A 17,199-nucleotide genomic window follows, 5' to 3' on the forward strand; every position below is an offset into this window, starting at 1 on the left:
CAAACCAAGGGGATATTCCATGACGTCGCTGTTCCAGATCCTGATGCTGCTTTTGAACATCGTTTGGTTCATCGTCATCGCCCATGTCATCATGTCTTGGTTGATCAACTTTCAGGTGCTGAACCTGCGCCAACCGCTGGTGGCGCAGATCTGGGACGGGCTGAACCGCATTCTTGAGCCGGTCTATAGCCGCGTGCGCAATGTGATTCCGCCGATGGGCGGTCTGGACCTCGCCCCCCTGATCGTGCTGATCGCCGTTGCCATGGCGCGGATCGTGCTGACCAACAACGCAGCGGCCTTTTACTGACCCGTGCCCCGGCCCGCCCGCGCGCCGATGTCGCGCTTATCCGGCCTTGTTCACGCTTTGTTAGTGTGGGAGTCTGCATAAAAAGAGCAGACAATCTTACAGGTTCTCCATGACAGGCGCTGCCACGCTTCTTCGTGATGTTTTCGGTTTCGACGGGTTCCGCCCCGGCCAGCAAGAGATTGTTGAGGCCGTGACCGAGGGCGAAAACGTGCTGGCCATCATGCCCACGGGCGGCGGCAAATCCCTGTGTTTCCAATTGCCTGCCCTGATGCGCGAGGGCGTGACGGTGGTCATCTCGCCGCTCATCGCCCTGATGCGTGATCAGGTCCGCAGCCTGCAAGAAGCAGGCGTCGCGGCAGGGGCGCTCACCTCGGGCAACACGCCTGAAGAGACCGATGCGGTTTGGAAGGCCTTGGAGGCAGGCACGCTCAAACTGCTCTACATGGCACCGGAACGGCTGGCTGCAGGCTCCGCCATGGGGATGCTGCGGCGCGTTGGCGTCAATCTCATCGCCGTGGACGAGGCGCATTGCGTCAGTCAATGGGGCCATGACTTCCGCCCCGATTACCTCCGCATCGGCGAGCTGCGCCGCACGCTCGACGTGCCGCTCGCGGCTTTCACCGCCACGGCGGATGCCGAAACCCAAGCCGAGATTGTCGAAAAGCTCTTCGACGGCACCCCGCCGCGCGCCTTCCTGCGCGGTTTCGACCGGCCCAACATCCACCTCGCCTTCGCCGCAAAGAACAAGCCGCGCGACCAGATCCTCGCCTTCGCCGGGGCGCGGCGCGGCCAGTCGGGCATCGTCTATTGCGGCACCCGCGCCAAGACCGAGGGGCTAGCCAAGGCGCTGCGCGATCAGGGGCAGGAGGCGCTGCATTACCACGGCGGGATGGAGGCCGAGGACCGCCGCATTGCCGAGCGCCGCTTTCAGCAAGAGGACGGGCTGATCGTCTGCGCCACCGTGGCCTTTGGCATGGGCGTCGACAAGCCCGACATCCGATGGGTCGCCCATGCCGATCTGCCCAAGTCGATCGAGGCTTACTATCAGGAGATCGGCCGCGCCGGGCGCGACGGGGCACCTGCCGAGACGCTGACGCTTTTCGGCCCCGACGACATCCGCCTGCGCCGCGCCCAGATCGACGAGGGGCTGGCCCCGCCCGAACGCCGCGCCGCCGATCACGGGCGGCTCAACGCGCTTCTGGGGCTGGCCGAGGCGCTGGAGTGCCGCCGCAAGACGCTGCTGGGCTATTTCGACGAGACCGAGGTGACCTGCGGGCGTTGCGATCTCTGCGATACCCCCGCGGAGGTTTTCGACGGCACCACGGCGGTGCGCAAGGCGCTCTCGGCCATGCTGCGCACCGACGAATGGTTCGGCGCGGGCCATCTCATCGACATCCTTTTGGGCAACGAGACCGAGAAGGTTCGCGAGCGCGGCCACCAATCGCTGCCGACCTACGGCGTGGGCGGGGAATACAGCCGCAACGAATGGCAGGCGGTGTTCCGGCAGATGATGGGCCATGACCTCGTGCGCCCGGATGCCGAGCGCCACGGCGCGCTGCGCATGACCGACGCGGCCCTGCCGATCCTGCGTGGCGAGGCCAGCATCAACCTGCGCCGCGACACGATCAAGGCGGCGGCGGCCAACCGGCGGCCTGCGGTCAAGGCGATGGTCAGCGACGAGGATGCGCCGCTCCTCTCGGCGCTCAAGGCCAAGCGCCGCGCACTAGCCGAGGCGGCGCGCGTGCCCGCCTATATCATCTTCACCGACCGGACATTGATCGAGATGGCCGAGGCGCGCCCGCAAAACCTCGACGCCATGGCGCGGATCGGCGGCGTGGGGGCCAAGAAGCTGGAAAATTACGGTGCGGCCTTCCTCGAAGTCATCAACGGCGAGGCGCAGCCGATGCATAAGGCGCGGCGCAAGCTGGCGGGGCGCGAGGCGGGCAATGTCTATGACCAGCTGTTGCAGGTGCAGGCCGATCTGGCGCGCGGCGAACAGGGGACCGAAAAGCCGCTGAGCTGTTCTGCCGCGATGCTTGCGAAAGTGGCCCAACTGCGCAGCGCCGACCCTTCGGCCATTGAACGATTGCTCGGCGATAAACGCGCTGAACGCTTTGGTCCGGCCTTTCTGGACGTTCTGCGCGACGCGGGCTAGATCACCCCGAAACGCCCCCAAGGAGACTGCCATGCTCGTCGTTATTTCCCCTGCCAAACGCCTTGATTGGGCCGCGCGCGATGTCGCCGTCACCCAGCCTGATTTTCAGGAAGACGCCGTGCGGCTGGCGACGACCGCGCGCAATCTCAGCTTGGGCGATCTCAAAAGCCTGATGGGGCTGAGCGACGATCTGGCGCGGCTCAACCGTGACCGCTTTCAGGCGTTTGAGGCGGAACCCACAGCCGAGGTCACCCGCCCCGCCGCGCTGGCCTTTGCGGGCGATACCTATCAGGGGTTGGAGGCCGCGAGCCTTGATGCCGATGAGATGACCTATGCCCAAGATCACCTGCGCATCCTTTCGGGTCTCTACGGTGTGCTGCGCCCGCTGGACGCGATCCAAGCCTACCGGCTAGAGATGGGCAGCAAGCTGAAAACCCGCCGCGGCGGCAACCTTTATGACTATTGGCGCGACAGCCTGTCAAAGGCGTTGAACGCACAGGCCGAGGCGACCGGCAGCGATGTTCTGGTGAACTGCGCCAGTCAGGAATACTTTGGCGCGGTGGACCTCAAGGCGCTGAAACTGCGGGTGATCACCCCGCAGTTCATGGAAGATAAGGGCGATGGCAAGGGGCCGAAGATCGTCAGCTTCTTCGCCAAGAAGGCGCGGGGTGCCATGGCCCGCTACATCGTGCAGCACCGGGTGAACGACCCGGAAAGCTTGCAGGATTTCGACAGCGGCGGCTATGCCTATCAGCCCGATGCCTCGACGCCCGAGCGTCCGGTCTTTGTCCGGCCCTACCCGTCGAACTGACCCACAGGCGGGGCGGCGATGCGCGCCTTCCCGCCTTGCGCCGCCCGCCGGGCGATTGCCGCGCTTGGCGAAGGGGCGTAGACCTAGCGCCATGAAATACCCGCTCGTCATCGCCGCTGTCATCGCCTGCGCCACGCCGCTTGGCGCGCATCCGCATATCTTCGTCGATACCGGGTTCGAAGTGATCGTCGATGCCGAGGGGCGGTTGACCCATCTGCGGATCACATGGGCCTATGACGAATTCTACTCTCTCTTGGTGACAGAGGATCGCGGCCTCGACCCCGATTACGATGGCGTGCTGACGCCGGCGGAAGTCGCCTCTCTCAACGGATTCGACATGCAGTGGATCGAAGGGTTCAACGGCGATACGGTCTTGCTGGAGGGGGGCGAAGAGGTCGCGCTCTCGGGTCCGCAGGACGTGGAAACCCGCTTTGCCGACGGTCGGATCATCACCAGCCATCTGCGCGCGGTCGAAGGCCCGGCGCAGGATGCCGATGGATTGGTCATCAAACCCTATGATCCGACCTATTACACCGCCTATGAGGTGACCCAGAAAGTGACCATCCAAGGCAGTGAAACCTGCCGCGCGCGGGTCAAGATGCCGGATATGAATGCCGATCTGCGCGCCCTTCAGCAGGACTTGAGCACGCTGGACGCCAATACCGATCCAAGCGATGTGGGTCTGCCGGAGATCGGCGAAGCCTTGGCCAATGAAGTGGTGATCACATGCGACGCATCATAGCGCTGGCGGCATTGGCGACCCTTTTGGCGCTTGCGGCACTGTGGTGGTCGGGCGGGTTCAACGCCCTTGCCCATTGGGCCGCGGGGCAGCAGCGCGGGTTTCAAAACAGCATCGCCAGCGGGCTGCGCGCCACGCGGGGCGGCGATGCGGCGGCGTTCTGGACGGTGCTTTTGGCGTCTTTTGCCTATGGCGTCGTCCATGCGGCGGGGCCGGGGCACGGCAAGATCGTGATCGGCGGCTACGGGCTGGCGCGCGCGGTGCCGGTGCTGCGGCTCTCGCTGATCGCGCTCGCGGCATCTTTGGGCCAAGCGGTGACCGCCGTGGTCTTGGTCTATGCGGGGATCCTGCTCTTGGGCCTTGGGCGGGAGGCGCTGGTCGGCGTGACCGAAGACATCATGGCCCCGGCAAGCTATGGCGCGATTGCCCTCATCGGGCTTTGGCTGATCTGGCGCGGGTTGCGCCATGCGCGGCAGGACAGATCGGCGCATTCCGGTGAAGTATGCAGCCATTGCGGCCATGCCCATGGGCCCAGTCTGGCGCAGGTTCAGCGCGCGGGCAGACTGCGAGATGCGCTGCTTTTGATCGGTGGGATCGCCATACGGCCCTGCACCGGCGCGCTTTTCGTGTTGGTGATCACTTGGCATATGGGGATCGGCGGGGTCGGCATCTTGGGGGCCTTTGCCATGGCGCTCGGCACCGGCTTGATCACCATCGCCACCGGCTTGGCCGCAACGGGGCTGCGCGCCGGGGTCTTGGGCGGGCTGGCCGGATCGCCGAGGCTGGCCCAAGCCGCAGCGGTGGCCGAGTTGACGGCGGGCTTGGTCGTGGTGACGCTGGCGGGCGGCTTGCTGCTGCGGGCGCTTTAGCGGCGGCCCTCGCGCAGCCATGCGGCGGTGATGAAGAGCGCCGAAAGCAAGAGCACCAGCCACCCCGGCAGCAGCGGCGTTTGTCGCACATCGCGCGTTTCGTAAGCGCCGCGCGGGGTCAGCCCCAGCCAGCCGCGCCCGGCGGCAGGGCGGCCAAGGCGCACGTCGCGCAGACGGGGGAGCCCATCCTCCACCCGTGCCACCCCACCGCGCAGGCTGTCGATCGCCGGGCGCAGGGCCGCGTCGCTGGCGATGGTCTCGACAAACTCGCGCGGGGCGGCGGGGCCGAGGCCGATGACGGTGACCTCATCGCCGTTCTCCAGCCGGTAGAGGCCGATCTCTTCGCCGGTATATTCCGCCTCGAACCGGCCCGGCCCGGCGGGGGCGAGGGGCAGTTCGGTCGTGCTGCCATCGGGGGCGGTGATCGTGACGGGGGGCACGGTCTCGTCCAAGGTGCGGCGGGTGATGCGCATGGTCCGGCCTTGGGCAGAGGCCATCAGCGCCTCTTCCTCAAGCTCGGGTTCCTTCATCATCCAATGGGCCAGACGACGCAGCAATTCCAACTGCGGGCCGCCGCCCTCATAGCCGCGGTTCCACAGCCATGCGTGGTCAGAGGCGAGCAGCGCCACGCGCCCCTCATCCATGCGGTCCAGCACCAGAAGCGGGCGGTCGTCCGCCCCGGTCATCACCACGTCGCCGCTGTCAGCAGTCACGTCGATCTGGCGCAGCCAGCGGCCCCAGTCGCCCTTGCCGGGCAGGTCTGAGGTGACGGGATGGCGCTGGCCGATGTCGGTGACGACCGGGGGGAAGGCTTCCTCCAACACCCGCGCGGTGGGGGTGGCGGGCAGCACCGTGCCGAGCGGCGACCGGTAGAGGCTGTCAGCACTGGCAAAATCCGGCCCGGCGGCGACCAGCACCGCACCGCCCTTGCGCACATATTGCGCCACATTATCAAGGTAAAGCGCAGGCAGGATGCCGCGCCGTTGGTAGCGGTCAAAGATGATGAGATCGAAGTCGTCGATCTTTTCCATGAACAATTCGCGCGTCGGAAAGGCGATGAGCGACAGTTCGTTCACCGGCACCCCGTCCTGTTTGTCGGGCGGGCGCAGAATGGTGAAATGCACCAGATCGACCGCGCTGTCGGACTTCAGCAGGTTGCGCCAGGTCCGCCCGCCGGGATGCGGCTCGCCTGAGACCAAGAGCACGCTGAGCCGGTCGCGCACGCCGTTCATCTGGATCAGCGCGGCATTGTTGCGGTCGGTCAACTCCCCCTCGGCTTCGGGCAGGGAGAAGCGGATCACGTTGCGCCCGCCGTGGGGCAGGGCGACGGGCAGTTCGAGGTCTTGGCCAATCGGTACGTTGAAGCTTTGCGGTTCTTCCCCGTCGACAGAGATATCAAGCTGGGTCAGCCCGCCGCCCTCGGGCGCGGCGCCCAGATCGTCGATGCGCAGGGTCAGGGTCACCGGCTCTCCGATGATGGCAAAGGCCGGGGCGTTGCGCACGGTCAGGCGGCGGTCCCAATCCTCGGCCCGGCCGGTTTGTAGCAGATGCAGCGGCGCGGGCAGGTCAAGCGGCAGATCGGCGTCATGCACCCGGCCATCGCTGAGCGCCAGAATGCCCGCGATCCGCGCGCGTGGCTCTTCGGCCAGCGCATCGGCCAGCGTGGTCATCAGCCGGGTGCCGGCATCCTCGGCCCCATCGGGGACGGTGATCCGGCGCAGTTCGGTATTGGGGCGGGCGGCGATGCGGGTAGAGAGCGCCTCTGCCGCCGCGTCGGTCTGTGCGGCGCGGTCGGAGAGCCGCTGGCTGGCGCTTTCGTCTTCCAAGAGCAACACGATGTCCGACAGCGGCGCGCGGTCTTCGGTCTGGTAGGACGGCCCGGCGAGCGCGGCCAGAACCACCGCCGCCGCCAAGCCCCGCAGGGCCCAGCCCGACAGGCCGCGCCACAGCGCCAGCAGAAGGCCGAGCGCGGCCAGCACCGCAAGGCCGATCAGCAGCGGCAGGGGGATTAGCGGGTCGAAAAGCACGGTTCCGGTCATTGGCCCAACCTATCCAGCAGCGCAGGCACATGGACCTGATCGGATTTGTAGTTGCCGGTCAGCACATGCATGACAAGGTTCACGCCAAAGCGATAGGCCAGTTCGCGCTGCCGCTCTCCGGCAAAGCCGCGCCCGATGGGCAAAAGCGGCGCGCCATCGCGGCGCACAGCCCAAGCCGCAGCCCAGTCGTTGCCCCCGATCACCACCGGCGTCACCCCGTCATTGAGGTTGCGAAAGGGCATCCCCTCAATCCGTTCGGCATCGGGCGGCGCGGCCTCGACCCAGACATCGCGGCTGCTGTAGCGGCCCGGGTAGTCTTGCAGCAGATAGAAGGTGCGCGTCAGCACATGGTCGCCGGGCAGCGGCTCAAGCGGTGGGATGTCGAGCGGCGCGGCCAGTTCCTGCAACTTGCGCCCATTCGGGCTGGCGGCACCGTAGCTGGCGATATCCGCGTCCCGCGTATCGAACAGGATCAGCCCGCCCGAGCGGAGGTAGTCGTTCAGCTTGCCATAAGCCTCGGACGAGGGCTGCGGTTGGTCGGGGGTCACCGGCCAATAGAGGATCGGAAAGAAGGCCAGTTCGTCCTGCTCAAGGTCGACGCCGGTGGGCAGGTCGGGCTCCACCGTGGTGCGGAAATAGAGCGTGTCCGACAGGCCGATCAGCCCGGCGCGGGCGATCTCGTCAACGTCGCTGTTGCCGGTCAGCACATGGGCCAGCGTCACCTCCGAGGCCGAGCGTATGGCAAAGCTTTCGGGGTCATTCTCTTGCGCGTCGCCCATTTGCGGGGCGATGGCCAGCCCCAAAGCCAGCGCCAAGCTGCCGGTGGAGCGGCGCAGCAGCAGCCCCGAAAGGGCGAGGGAAGCCAGTACATCGGCCACCAACAGCAGGATAGCGAGGCTCAGAAGCGCCCCGGCGAGTGGTTGTTCTGGTGGCAGAGCGAGACCGCGCAGTGGCACATCGGCGGGCCATGTGGCGGGGGTAAGGGCAGTCTCGGTGGTCAGCACATTGCGCGCAAGCCGCCGATCTTCGGCGCCGTAGATTCCGGGCGGCAGGGCGGGGCCTGCGGGGGCCGAGATCAGGTCAGGCCCCGCGACTCCGGGCAGATTGCCCGCGTCCGACAGGCTGCCGAAACCGTCCATCACCCGCAACGGGGTCCATGTGGTGCCCTCAAGGCTCTCGGCTTCGGGGGCGCTGGCGCCAGAGGAAACGGCCAGCCGTTCCATCATCTGCACGAAAAGACCCGAGAGCGGCAGGGTCGACCATTCCGCCGTGGCGGTGACGTGGAACAGTACGATCTGCCCCTGACCCACGGATTTGCGCGTGACCAGCGGGGTGCCATCGCTCAGCGCGGCGATCACCCGGTCGGCCAGTGTCGGGTCGGGCTGAGCCACGACCTGGGCGGAGACGGTCACGTCATCGGGCACCGTCAGCCCGAAGAAAGGCGACCCGTTGCGGAAGGAGGCAAGCGCCTTGGGCTCCCCCCAAGACATCGCGCCGCCGACGCTGCGGCCCCCGACGCGCAGGCGCACGGGCATCAGCGGGTCTTCGTCGATGCGGCTGACATCGCTCGCCGCCACGCGCGGCCCGGCGAAACGGATGAGCATGCCGCCAGCGTCGATCCACTCTTGCAGCGGCTCGGCCTCGGCGGGGGCGAGGGTGGCCACATCCGCCAGCACGATCACATCAGGGTTCGCGGGCAGCACCTCGGTCAGGGTGCCGTCGATCAGATCGGCGCTCGGGGCCAGCGCCTGTTCGATGTAATGCAGCGGCGAGAGCAGTTGCAGCCCCTCCTGCGCCCCGCGCCCCCGGATTAGCGCGACTTCGCGGCGGCGCAGCCCGTCATCGACCAAGCTGCGCGCCCCGGCGGAGCGTTGGCCCGCGATGTCGAAAGAGGTGAGCCGCGCGCGCATTTCGGCGGGCAGCGAGAGGGATGTGCCGGCCTCGGTTGCGCCCGCCTCGAACGTCGCATTGGCGGTGGCGAGCACGCGGGCGTTGCCCGCCGGATCGCGGCCATGGGCCTGCACCACCGCCGCGCGTTCCGGCCCGGGCGCGGCGCGGCGCAGGGTCAGGTCGATCGCGCCGTCTTGGTAGACTGCGGGCGCGATGCCGATGACATTGCCCGCGGATTGGTGCACCTCGACCGCGCCTTTGGATTGCAGCGCGGTCAAGAGGTCTGCGCGGCCCGGATAGTCCAGCCCGTCGCTGAACCACAGCGTATCAAAGGCGGGCAGCGCCTCCATGATCTCGGTCGCGCGGGCGATCTCTGCCGGGGCGGGTTGCCACGGGGCGGGGCTCAGCCCCGCCAAACGGCTGCGCCACGCATCGGCGGATTGGAAGGTCGGCACCTGCGGGTCGGTGAGGCTGAGGATACCCACCGTCCGCTCGGCCCGTCCGGCGCGGGTGAGTTGCGCGTCAACGGCGGCCATCTGTCCGTCCCAGCCGCTGGCCCCGGCCCATGAGCCGTCGAGCAGAATCAGCAAGGGGCCGCTGCCCTCTTCCGCCTCGGCCTGCGGGTTCAGCACCGGCCCGGCAAGGCCAATGATGATCGCGGCCACGGCCAGCATCCGCAGCAAAAGCAGCCACCACGGGGTGCGGTCGCTGGTGCTGTCGTCATCCGCCAACCCCAAGAGCAGTGCCACACCGGGAAAGCGGCGGCGGACCGGGGCGGGCGGCACGGCCCGCAGGATCAGCCAAAGGATCGGCAGCGCCAGAAGGGCCAGCAGCAGCCAAGGCGCGGTGAAACCGATGCCGCCGAAAACGCTCATGCCGCACTCCCCTGCCGCGCGTCCAAAGCGCCATAGAGCCAGAGCAGCGCCGACTGCGCCGTGGCGTCGGTGTGGTGCAGCCCATAGCGCCAGCCGGTCCGGGCGCAGAGTTGCTGCAAGGCGTCTTTGCGCGCCGCCAGCCGATCGAGGTAGCGGTCGCGCAGGTCATTCGCTTTGAGCGTCTCATGCCGCAGACTGCCGCCGACGCTTTCGAAAATGGTTCGACCCGCGAAGGGGAAAGCCTCCTCCGCCGGGTCTAGCAGGTGATAGAGCACGCCGCGCACGCCACGGTCGGCGGCCTTGGTCAGCGCGGTCTGTACCGGGTCGAGATCGCCCATGAAGTCCGAGATGAAAACCGCCCGCGCATGGGGGATCATGCCGCGATGTTCGGGCGGGGCGTAGTCTTGGCCATCGTCTTGGCAGAGCAATTCGGCCAGTCGCAGCACCTGCGGATTGCCGCGCCGTGGGGGCAGGGCGGTGCCGGTCAGGCCCACACGCTCCCCCCCGCGCAGCAGCAAGATCGCCAGCGCAAGGCCCAAAAGGCGGGCGCGGTCGGCCTTGTCAGGCAGCGCCTTGTCCGAGGCAAAGCGCATCGAGGCCCCCTGATCGACCCAGAGCATGACGGACTGCGCGATCTGCCATTCGCGCTCGCGCACGAACTCCTGATCGCCGCGGGCCGAGCGGCGGTGGTCGACCATGCGGCGGCTGTCACCGATCTGCGCCGGGCGGTATTGCCAGAAATCATCCCCCGTCCCTGCGCGGCGGCGGCCATGGGCACCGGGCAGAACGGCACCGGCCAAATGCTCGGCCCGCGCCAGCAGGGCGGGCAGCCGGGCCGCTTCGCCCTCGGCGCTGGCTCTGAGGGACAGGGGGCTATGGGTCACGCGGCGGCCTTTTTCCCGATCAATTGACCGGCGGTGGCGTCGATCAGCCCTTGCAGGCTTTCGCCGCGCGCGCGGGCGGCGAAGTTCAGCGCCATCCGGTGGCTCAGCACCGGGCGGGCCATGGCGAGCACATCTTCGGCAGAGGGGGCCAACCGCCCATCCAGCAGCGCACGGGCGCGCACGGTCAGCATCAACGCCTGCGCGGCACGGGGGCCGGGGCCCCAAGCGACGCTGTCGCGCACGGGCTGTGTGGCCTCAGGCTCATCGGGGCGGAAGGCGCGGACAAGATCAAGGATCAGTTCCACCACGCTGTCGCCCACCGGCATCCGCCGCAGCAGGGTCTGGGCAGAAAGCAGATCTTCGGTGGTGAAGACCGGGCGCACCGTGCCCTCTTCGACACCGGTGGTGGCCAGCAGAATGTCCCGCTCCGTCGCGCGGTCGGGGTAGGCCACGTCGATCTGCACGAGGAAACGGTCAAGCTGCGCTTCAGGCAGGGGGTAGGTGCCTTCTTGCTCAATCGGGTTTTGGGTGGCGAGAACATGGAAGGGCTGGCCAAGCGCGCGGTCCTGCCCCGCGACGGTCACGGTCTTCTCTTGCATCGCCTGCAACAAGGCGGATTGCGTGCGCGGGCTGGCGCGGTTGATCTCATCGGCCATCAGAAGTTGGCAAAAGATCGGCCCTTCGACAAAGCGAAAGGCGCGGCTGCCATCAGGCGCGGTATCAAGCACTTCGGAGCCCAAGATGTCAGCGGGCATCAGATCGGGGGTGAATTGCACGCGGTTGCCGTGCAGGCCCATGACCGTGCTCAATGTCTCAACCAGCCGCGTCTTGCCCAAGCCCGGCAGGCCGATCAGCAGGCCGTGCCCGCCGCAGAGCAGCGCTGTCAACGCAAGGTCGACGACCTGCTCTTGCCCGACGAACCGCCCGGTGATCGACTGTTTCGCCACGGCGAGCTTTTTGGTCAGCGCTTCGATTTGCGCGATCAGATCATCCGCTTCGGCCATGACATTTCTTTCCCCGGAGTTATATCTTTCAGGTGTAAGTGTATCGCGACCAAAAGGAATGGCAAAACCAATGAGCGGACAAAATACCGTGACCCCCACGGCAGAGAGTTTGATCGAAGCCGCCAAGGCCGCAAAGGCGCGCGGAACCCCGCCGCTTGAGAAGTGGAACCCGGAATTTTGCGGCGATCTGGACATGCAGATCAAACGCGACGGGACGTGGTTCTACCAAGGCACACCCATTGGTCGGATCGAAATGGTCAAATTGTTCGCATCGATTCTCTGGCGCGAGGGGGATGACTATTTCCTCAAAACTCCGGTGGAGAAGGTGGGCATCACCGTCGAAGACGTACCATTCGTCGCCGTGGATTTCGAGGCCGAGGGCGCAGGCGAGGCGCAGCAGTTGCGGTTTTTGACCAATCTGGGCGATGTGGCCGAGGCAGGCGCGGCGCATCCGATCCGCGTGGTCCGCGATGAAGAGACGGGCGAGCCTGCACCCTATGTGCTGGTGCGCCGCAATTTGGAGGCGTTGATCGACCGCAAGAGCTTTTACCGCTTGGTCGATCTGGGCCAGCACCGCGATGGTTGGTTTGGTGTCTGGTCGGGTGGGGAATTCTTTGGCATCATCCCTTCGGAAGACCTGCCGTAAGTTCACCGAAAGACCCGAATGCCGATCACCCCTGCCGCCAATCTGTCGCTGCTTTGGTCCGAACTGCCCTATCTGGACCGGTTCGATGCGGCGGCGGAGGCGGGGTTTGGCGCGGTCGAGGTCTTGTTCCCCTATGCCATGCCCGCGAAAGAGACGCAGCGCGCTTTGCTGCGCAATGGCTTAACGCTCGCCCTGATTAACGCGCCGCCGCCGAATTACACCGGCGGTCCGCCCGGTTTCGCCGCCCTGCCGGGAGGCGAGGCGCGTTTCGCCCATGATATGCGCCGGGTCTGGCGCTATGTAGAGGCGCTGCGGCCCAGAATGGTGCATGTCATGGCCGGGGAGGGCGAAGGGCGAGCGGCGGCAAAGGCTTTCGTGGCGAACCTGCGCCATGCCGCAGCAGAGGCGCCGCCAGGGGTCACGCTAATGATCGAACCGCTCTGCGCGCAGGCCAAACCGGGGTATTTCTTGAACGACTACGCGCAGGCGGCGGAACTGCTGGCGGCGGTGGATGCGCCCAATGTAGCGCTGCAATTCGACAGTTTTCACGCGCAGATGATCCATGGCGATGCCGTGGCGGTTTTCGAGGAATATCGCCCCCTGATCCGCCATGTGCAGCTAGGTGACACGCCAGAGCGCGGCGCGCCGGGCAGCGGTGATGTCGATTTCGACGGGCTCTTTGCCGCGCTGCGGGCGGGCTATGACGGTTTTGTCAGCGGGGAGTATATTCCGGGCGGCCCGACAGAGCAGTCCTTGGGGTGGGTGTCCGCCTTAGGGGAATGACACCGGCGCATCTCCGGGCTGCCACTGGGGGTATTTATCCATCACGCTTTCAAAGCGGGGCGACGCGAGGAAGCGGTCGAGCCAGCCGCGCAGCGCGGGCCAGTCCTGCGCGTCGAACCAAGCGCGGTCGATAAAGGCGAACTGCCGCACGAAGGGCAGGATCGCGTAATCCGCCAGCGTGGGACGGTCAAAGATCCAGACCCCCAGTTGCGCGTCGAGGTCATGGAGGAAGGTTGCCGCCTTGGCGCGTTGCTCTTCGGGGTCCGCCTCGGGGTAGCGGGTGGCGTATTTGGTGCGGTCCAGCGCGTCTTTGAACGGGCCGTCGGCGCGGGCGATCCAGTCGTGGCCTTCGGACGGCATGTCGCACCAACCTTCAGGATCGTTCTGGGCCAGCGCCCATTTCATGATGTCGAGGCTTTCGTCGATGGGGCCGGTTTCGGTGACGAGGCAGGGCACGGTGGCGGTAGGCGAGGCGTCAAGGAAGGCTTGCGGTTTGTCGCGCAGGACGACTTCGCGCAGGTGGACAGGTGTTTGCGCGGCCGCGAGGGCGAGACGCGCGCGCATGGCGTAGGGGCAGCGGCGGAAGGAGTAGAGGATCGGGGTCATGCTGCATGATCTAGCGCATGGGGGACGCGTGTACAAAGGGCCATCGCCCGAGAATGGGGCCAGCCCGGAATCAAGCCGCAGGCGCCGGGCCATCGCCTGCCCGCCCCACCGGGTAGGCGATTTGGTGGGGCTGGGCGTAACCTTGAGGCCGCACATCATGGCTGAGAGATAAAGTGGCAGGAACTGATCTTGGATCGCCGACCCGCGGGCAGGCGATGGCCCTCCACCCTACTGAAACGGCGTCGGCGGCAGCCCCTTACCCGCAAAGCGCGCCACGTCATCCACCCGCTTTGACCGCGCCGTCGTGGTCCGGGCCGCGTCAATCCAAGCCAGCGCATCGGTGCGCAATTCGGCACTGTAGCTGTCCCAACCCGCCTGCGCGCCGGTCTCTTCCAACGCTTGGGCAAGGTCTGCGGGAAGGGCCGCGTCTTCCATCAATGCGCCTCCGCCCAATTGGCACCCACACCGGCGTCGACGATCAGCTTCACGTCAAGCTTCACCACCGGATCATTGGCATTCTCCATCACCTCACGCGCGGCGGCGATCAGCGCGTCTTCGGCACCCTTTTCGACCTCGAAGAGCAGTTCATCGTGCACCTGCAACAGCATGGTCGCGGGTAGATCGGCGATCGCCTCGGGCATCCGCACCATGGCGCGGCGGATCACGTCGGCGGCGGTGCCTTGGATCGGCGCGTTGATCGCGGCGCGGGCGGCGAAACCGGCCTGCGGCCCCTTGGCGCCGATGTTGGGCGTGTTGATCTTGCGGCCAAACAGCGTCTGCACGTAGCCATGCTCTTTCGCAAAGGCCTTGGTCTCGTCCATGTAGGTCCGGATGCCGGGGAAACGCTCGAAATAGCGGTCGATGAAGCCCTGCGCCTCGGCCCGCGGGATGCGCAGGTTGCGCGCAAGGCCGAAGCCCGAGATGCCGTAGATTACGCCGAAGTTGATCGCCTTGGCGTTGCGGCGAATCTCAGGCGTCATCTGATCCATCGGCACGTCAAACATCTCGGACGCCGTCATGGCGTGGATGTCGTCGCCGCGGTGGAAGGCTTCCTTAAGCGCGTCGATCTGGGCGATATGCGCCAGAATCCGCAGCTCGATCTGGCTGTAGTCCAGCGCCACCAGCACCTTCCCCTCGGGGGCGACGAAAGCCTCGCGGATGCGGCGGCCCTCCTCGGAACGGATCGGGATGTTCTGCAAATTCGGATCGGTCGAGGCGAGCCGCCCGGTCGCCGCCCCGGCGATGGAATAGCAGGTGTGCACGCGGCCCGTCTCGGCGTTCACATGGTCTTGCAGCGCATCAGTATAAGTCGATTTCAGCTTGGACAGCTGCCGCCAGTCCAGCACCCGGCGGGCGAGGTCATGTTCGGTCGCCAAGTCTTCCAGCACATCCGCGCCGGTAGAGTATTTCCCGGTCTTGCCCTTCTTGCCGCCCGGCAGCCCCATTTTGCCAAAGAGGATTTCGCCAAGCTGGGCGGGGGAGCCGACGTTGAAACTCTCGCCCGCCAACTCGTGAATATCCGCCTCCAGCCCGGCCATTTTCTGGGCAAAGGCGTTGGACATTCGGCTGAGCGTATCGCGGTCGACCTCGATGCCAGACCGCTCCATCTGCGCCAAGACCGGCACCAGCGGGCGCTCTAGCGTTTCGTAGACCTTGGTGACCTCAGCGCGGTGCAGTTGTGGCTTGAAAAGCTGCCACAGGCGCAGGGTGACATCGGCATCTTCGGCGGCATAGGGGACGGCATCGGCCAGCGGTACCTTGTCGAAGGTCACGGCGGATTTGCCGCTGCCCAAAAGCGGTTTGATCGGCATCGGTGTGTGACCGAGGTAGCGTTCCGACAGCGTGTCCATCCCATGCCCGTGCAGACCCGCGTGCATCGCGTAGGACATCAGCATGGTGTCGTCGATGGGCGCGACCGCGATGCCCAGTTGAGCGAAAATCTTGCTGTCGTATTTCATGTTCTGCCCGATCTTGAGGATCGCGGGATCCTCAAGCATCGGGGTCAGCAGTTGCAGCGCCTCTTCGACCGGCATCTGACCGGGGGCCAGCCCCTCTCCGCCGAAGAGGTCATCGTCGCGGCTGGCTTTGTGGGTCAGCGGGATGTAGCAGGCCTGCCCGGGCTCCACGGCCAGCGAAACGCCGACCAGTTCCGCGGTCATCTCATTGAGGCCGGTGGTCTCGGTGTCCACCGCGACATAGCCCCGCTCGTAAATCCGGTTGAGCCAGACGCGCAGCGCCTCGGCGTCGCCGACCTGTTCGTATTTGCTGTGGTCAAAGGCCACATCGGCCACCTGCGGCGCATCGGCCACGGCGGGGGCGGGCGCTTCGGGGATGGCCGGGGCCTCGCGGCCCAGCACCTCGGCCACGCGTTTCGACAGGGTGCGGAACTCCATCTCGGACAGGAACCCCAGCAGGCGGTCCGCATCGGGGTCACGCACTTCGAGATCGTCGATGGTGAAGTCGAGCGGCGTGTTCTCATCCAGCAGGACAAGATTGCGGCTCAGGCGGATTTGCTCGGCATGGTCGATCAGGGTCTGGCGGCGCTTGGGCTGTTTGATCTCGCCCGCCCGTTCAAGCAGCGCATCCAGATCGCCGTATTCATTGATCAAAAGCGCCGCCGTCTTGATCCCGATACCGGGCGCGCCGGGCACGTTGTCGACCGAATCGCCCGCCAGCGCTTGCACGTCGACCACGCGTTCGGGGTAGACGCCGAACTTCTCGAACACCCCATCGCGGTCGATAGTCTTGTTCTTCATCGCGTCGAGCATTTCCACCCCGTCGCCCACAAGCTGCATCAGGTCCTTGTCGGAGCTGATGATGGTGCAACGCCCCCCGGCGGCGCGGGCCTGCACGGCGAGGGTGGCGATGATGTCATCGGCCTCATAGCCCTCAAGCTCTTTGCAGGCGATGTTGAAGGCTTCGGTCGCGGTGCGGGTCAGCGGGATCTGCGGGCGCAGGTCTTCGGGCATCGCATCGCGGTTGGCCTTGTACTGGTCGTACATGTCGTTGCGGAAGGTGTGGCTGCCCTTGTCGAAGATCACGGCGACATGGGTAGGCGCGTTGGGGCCGGTGTTGCCCTCTACATAGCGGTGCAGCATGTTGCAGAAGCCCGCCACGGCGCCGATGGGCAAGCCATCGGATTTGCGCGTCAGCGGCGGCAGGGCGTGATAGGCGCGAAAGATGAAGGCAGAGCCGTCGATCAGATGCAGGTGGTGGCCTTTGCCGAATGTCATAGGAATGCTCCGCTGGGTTGGCGACCCTTTTGCCACGAAGCATGGCCCACGGCCAGACGCCAATGCGCCGCGCGGGCAGGTTCGTGCCGTCGGTTCAGATGTTCAGATGGGGGCCGGGAAGGCTCAGACTTTGCCTTCGAAATCCGCATGGACGAATTTGCAGTCGCAATAGCCGCATTCGACCCAGCCGCGATCCTGGGGAATTTGCAGCCAGACGCGCGGGTGGCCAAGCGCGCCTTCGCTGCCGTCGCAGGCCACGCGCCAAGTGTTCACGATGCGGGTTTCGGGCGCTTGCAGGGTCATGGAGTTGGTCCTCGGCTCAGGCGAAAGTTGCCACTCGTTATGACCAAAGCAGCCG

The 17,199-nt window shown here is 66.3% G+C and carries 15 protein-coding genes; 7 read left to right on the forward strand and 8 right to left on the reverse strand.

Annotation, left to right across the window (positions count from 1 at the left end; all coding sequences use genetic code 11):
* Positions 1 to 19 precede the first annotated feature (19 nt).
* From ACGYK9_RS12110 to ACGYK9_RS12130, 5 genes are all read left to right on the forward strand, one after another.
* A complete protein-coding gene (locus tag ACGYK9_RS12110) occupies positions 20 to 307 on the forward strand; it encodes a YggT family protein (protein ID WP_067267829.1) in 288 nt (95 codons plus the stop codon).
* A 109-nt stretch (positions 308 to 416) separates the two neighbouring features.
* Positions 417 to 2,462, forward strand: coding sequence for a DNA helicase RecQ (recQ, locus tag ACGYK9_RS12115; RefSeq protein ID WP_394410947.1), 2,046 nt, complete (start codon positions 417 to 419; stop codon positions 2,460 to 2,462).
* A gap of 31 nt (positions 2,463 to 2,493) precedes the next feature.
* Positions 2,494 to 3,273, forward strand: a complete 780-nt coding sequence (yaaA, locus tag ACGYK9_RS12120; protein ID WP_394410950.1) for a peroxide stress protein YaaA — start codon at positions 2,494 to 2,496, stop codon at positions 3,271 to 3,273.
* Between the two features lie 91 nt (positions 3,274 to 3,364).
* Positions 3,365 to 4,015: a DUF1007 family protein gene (locus ACGYK9_RS12125; protein WP_394410953.1), complete on the forward strand. Its 651-nt coding sequence runs from the start codon at positions 3,365 to 3,367 to the stop codon at positions 4,013 to 4,015.
* Positions 4,000 to 4,881, forward strand: coding sequence for a nickel/cobalt transporter (locus tag ACGYK9_RS12130; RefSeq protein WP_394410956.1), 882 nt, complete (start codon positions 4,000 to 4,002; stop codon positions 4,879 to 4,881). The genes ACGYK9_RS12125 and ACGYK9_RS12130 overlap by 16 nt, the downstream gene beginning before the upstream one ends.
* Here ACGYK9_RS12130 and ACGYK9_RS12135 read toward each other — a convergent pair.
* From ACGYK9_RS12135 to ACGYK9_RS12150, 4 genes are read right to left on the reverse strand one after another with little or no spacing between them, the layout of a single operon-like run.
* Positions 4,878 to 6,920 carry a hypothetical protein gene (locus ACGYK9_RS12135; RefSeq protein WP_394410959.1) on the reverse strand — a complete coding sequence of 681 codons (2,043 nt, stop codon included), beginning with the start codon at positions 6,918 to 6,920 and terminating at the stop codon, positions 4,878 to 4,880. The genes ACGYK9_RS12130 and ACGYK9_RS12135 overlap by 4 nt on opposite strands.
* A complete protein-coding gene (locus ACGYK9_RS12140; RefSeq protein ID WP_394410962.1) occupies positions 6,917 to 9,685 on the reverse strand; it encodes a DUF4159 domain-containing protein in 2,769 nt (922 codons plus the stop codon). Before ACGYK9_RS12140 ends, ACGYK9_RS12135 begins: the two co-directional genes overlap by 4 nt.
* Complete coding sequence (locus tag ACGYK9_RS12145; protein WP_394410965.1) at positions 9,682 to 10,569, reverse strand: DUF58 domain-containing protein; 888 nt, start codon at positions 10,567 to 10,569, stop codon at positions 9,682 to 9,684. The genes ACGYK9_RS12140 and ACGYK9_RS12145 overlap by 4 nt, the downstream gene beginning before the upstream one ends.
* A complete protein-coding gene (locus ACGYK9_RS12150; protein WP_394410968.1) occupies positions 10,566 to 11,573 on the reverse strand; it encodes an AAA family ATPase in 1,008 nt (335 codons plus the stop codon). The genes ACGYK9_RS12145 and ACGYK9_RS12150 overlap by 4 nt, the downstream gene beginning before the upstream one ends.
* A gap of 70 nt (positions 11,574 to 11,643) precedes the next feature.
* Between ACGYK9_RS12150 and ACGYK9_RS12155 the strand changes: the two genes are divergently transcribed.
* Entirely contained in the window at positions 11,644 to 12,219 is a 576-nt protein-coding gene (locus ACGYK9_RS12155) for a DUF1285 domain-containing protein (protein ID WP_394410971.1), read from the forward strand.
* A gap of 18 nt (positions 12,220 to 12,237) precedes the next feature.
* Positions 12,238 to 13,002 carry a hydroxypyruvate isomerase family protein gene (locus ACGYK9_RS12160; RefSeq protein ID WP_394410974.1) on the forward strand — a complete coding sequence of 255 codons (765 nt, stop codon included), beginning with the start codon at positions 12,238 to 12,240 and terminating at the stop codon, positions 13,000 to 13,002.
* Here ACGYK9_RS12160 and ACGYK9_RS12165 read toward each other — a convergent pair.
* The 4 genes from ACGYK9_RS12165 to ACGYK9_RS12180 all read right to left on the reverse strand — a co-directional run bounded on the left by ACGYK9_RS12165 (position 12,991) and on the right by ACGYK9_RS12180 (position 17,144).
* Positions 12,991 to 13,608, reverse strand: a complete 618-nt coding sequence (locus ACGYK9_RS12165; RefSeq protein ID WP_394410977.1) for a glutathione S-transferase — start codon at positions 13,606 to 13,608, stop codon at positions 12,991 to 12,993. The genes ACGYK9_RS12160 and ACGYK9_RS12165 overlap by 12 nt on opposite strands.
* 228 nt (positions 13,609 to 13,836) lie before the next feature.
* A complete protein-coding gene (locus tag ACGYK9_RS12170; RefSeq protein ID WP_394410980.1) occupies positions 13,837 to 14,043 on the reverse strand; it encodes a YdeI/OmpD-associated family protein in 207 nt (68 codons plus the stop codon).
* Positions 14,043 to 16,841, reverse strand: coding sequence for a DNA polymerase I (gene polA / locus ACGYK9_RS12175; protein ID WP_394410983.1), 2,799 nt, complete (start codon positions 16,839 to 16,841; stop codon positions 14,043 to 14,045). The genes ACGYK9_RS12170 and polA overlap by 1 nt, the downstream gene beginning before the upstream one ends.
* A 123-nt stretch (positions 16,842 to 16,964) precedes the next feature.
* Positions 16,965 to 17,144: a zinc-finger domain-containing protein gene (locus ACGYK9_RS12180; RefSeq protein ID WP_067263007.1), complete on the reverse strand. Its 180-nt coding sequence runs from the start codon at positions 17,142 to 17,144 to the stop codon at positions 16,965 to 16,967.
* Between the last annotated feature and the right edge of the window lie 55 nt (positions 17,145 to 17,199).

It is taken from the genome of Sulfitobacter sp. 1A15258 (assembly GCF_043557045.1).
GTDB classification, from domain to species: domain Bacteria; phylum Pseudomonadota; class Alphaproteobacteria; order Rhodobacterales; family Rhodobacteraceae; genus Sulfitobacter; species Sulfitobacter faviae.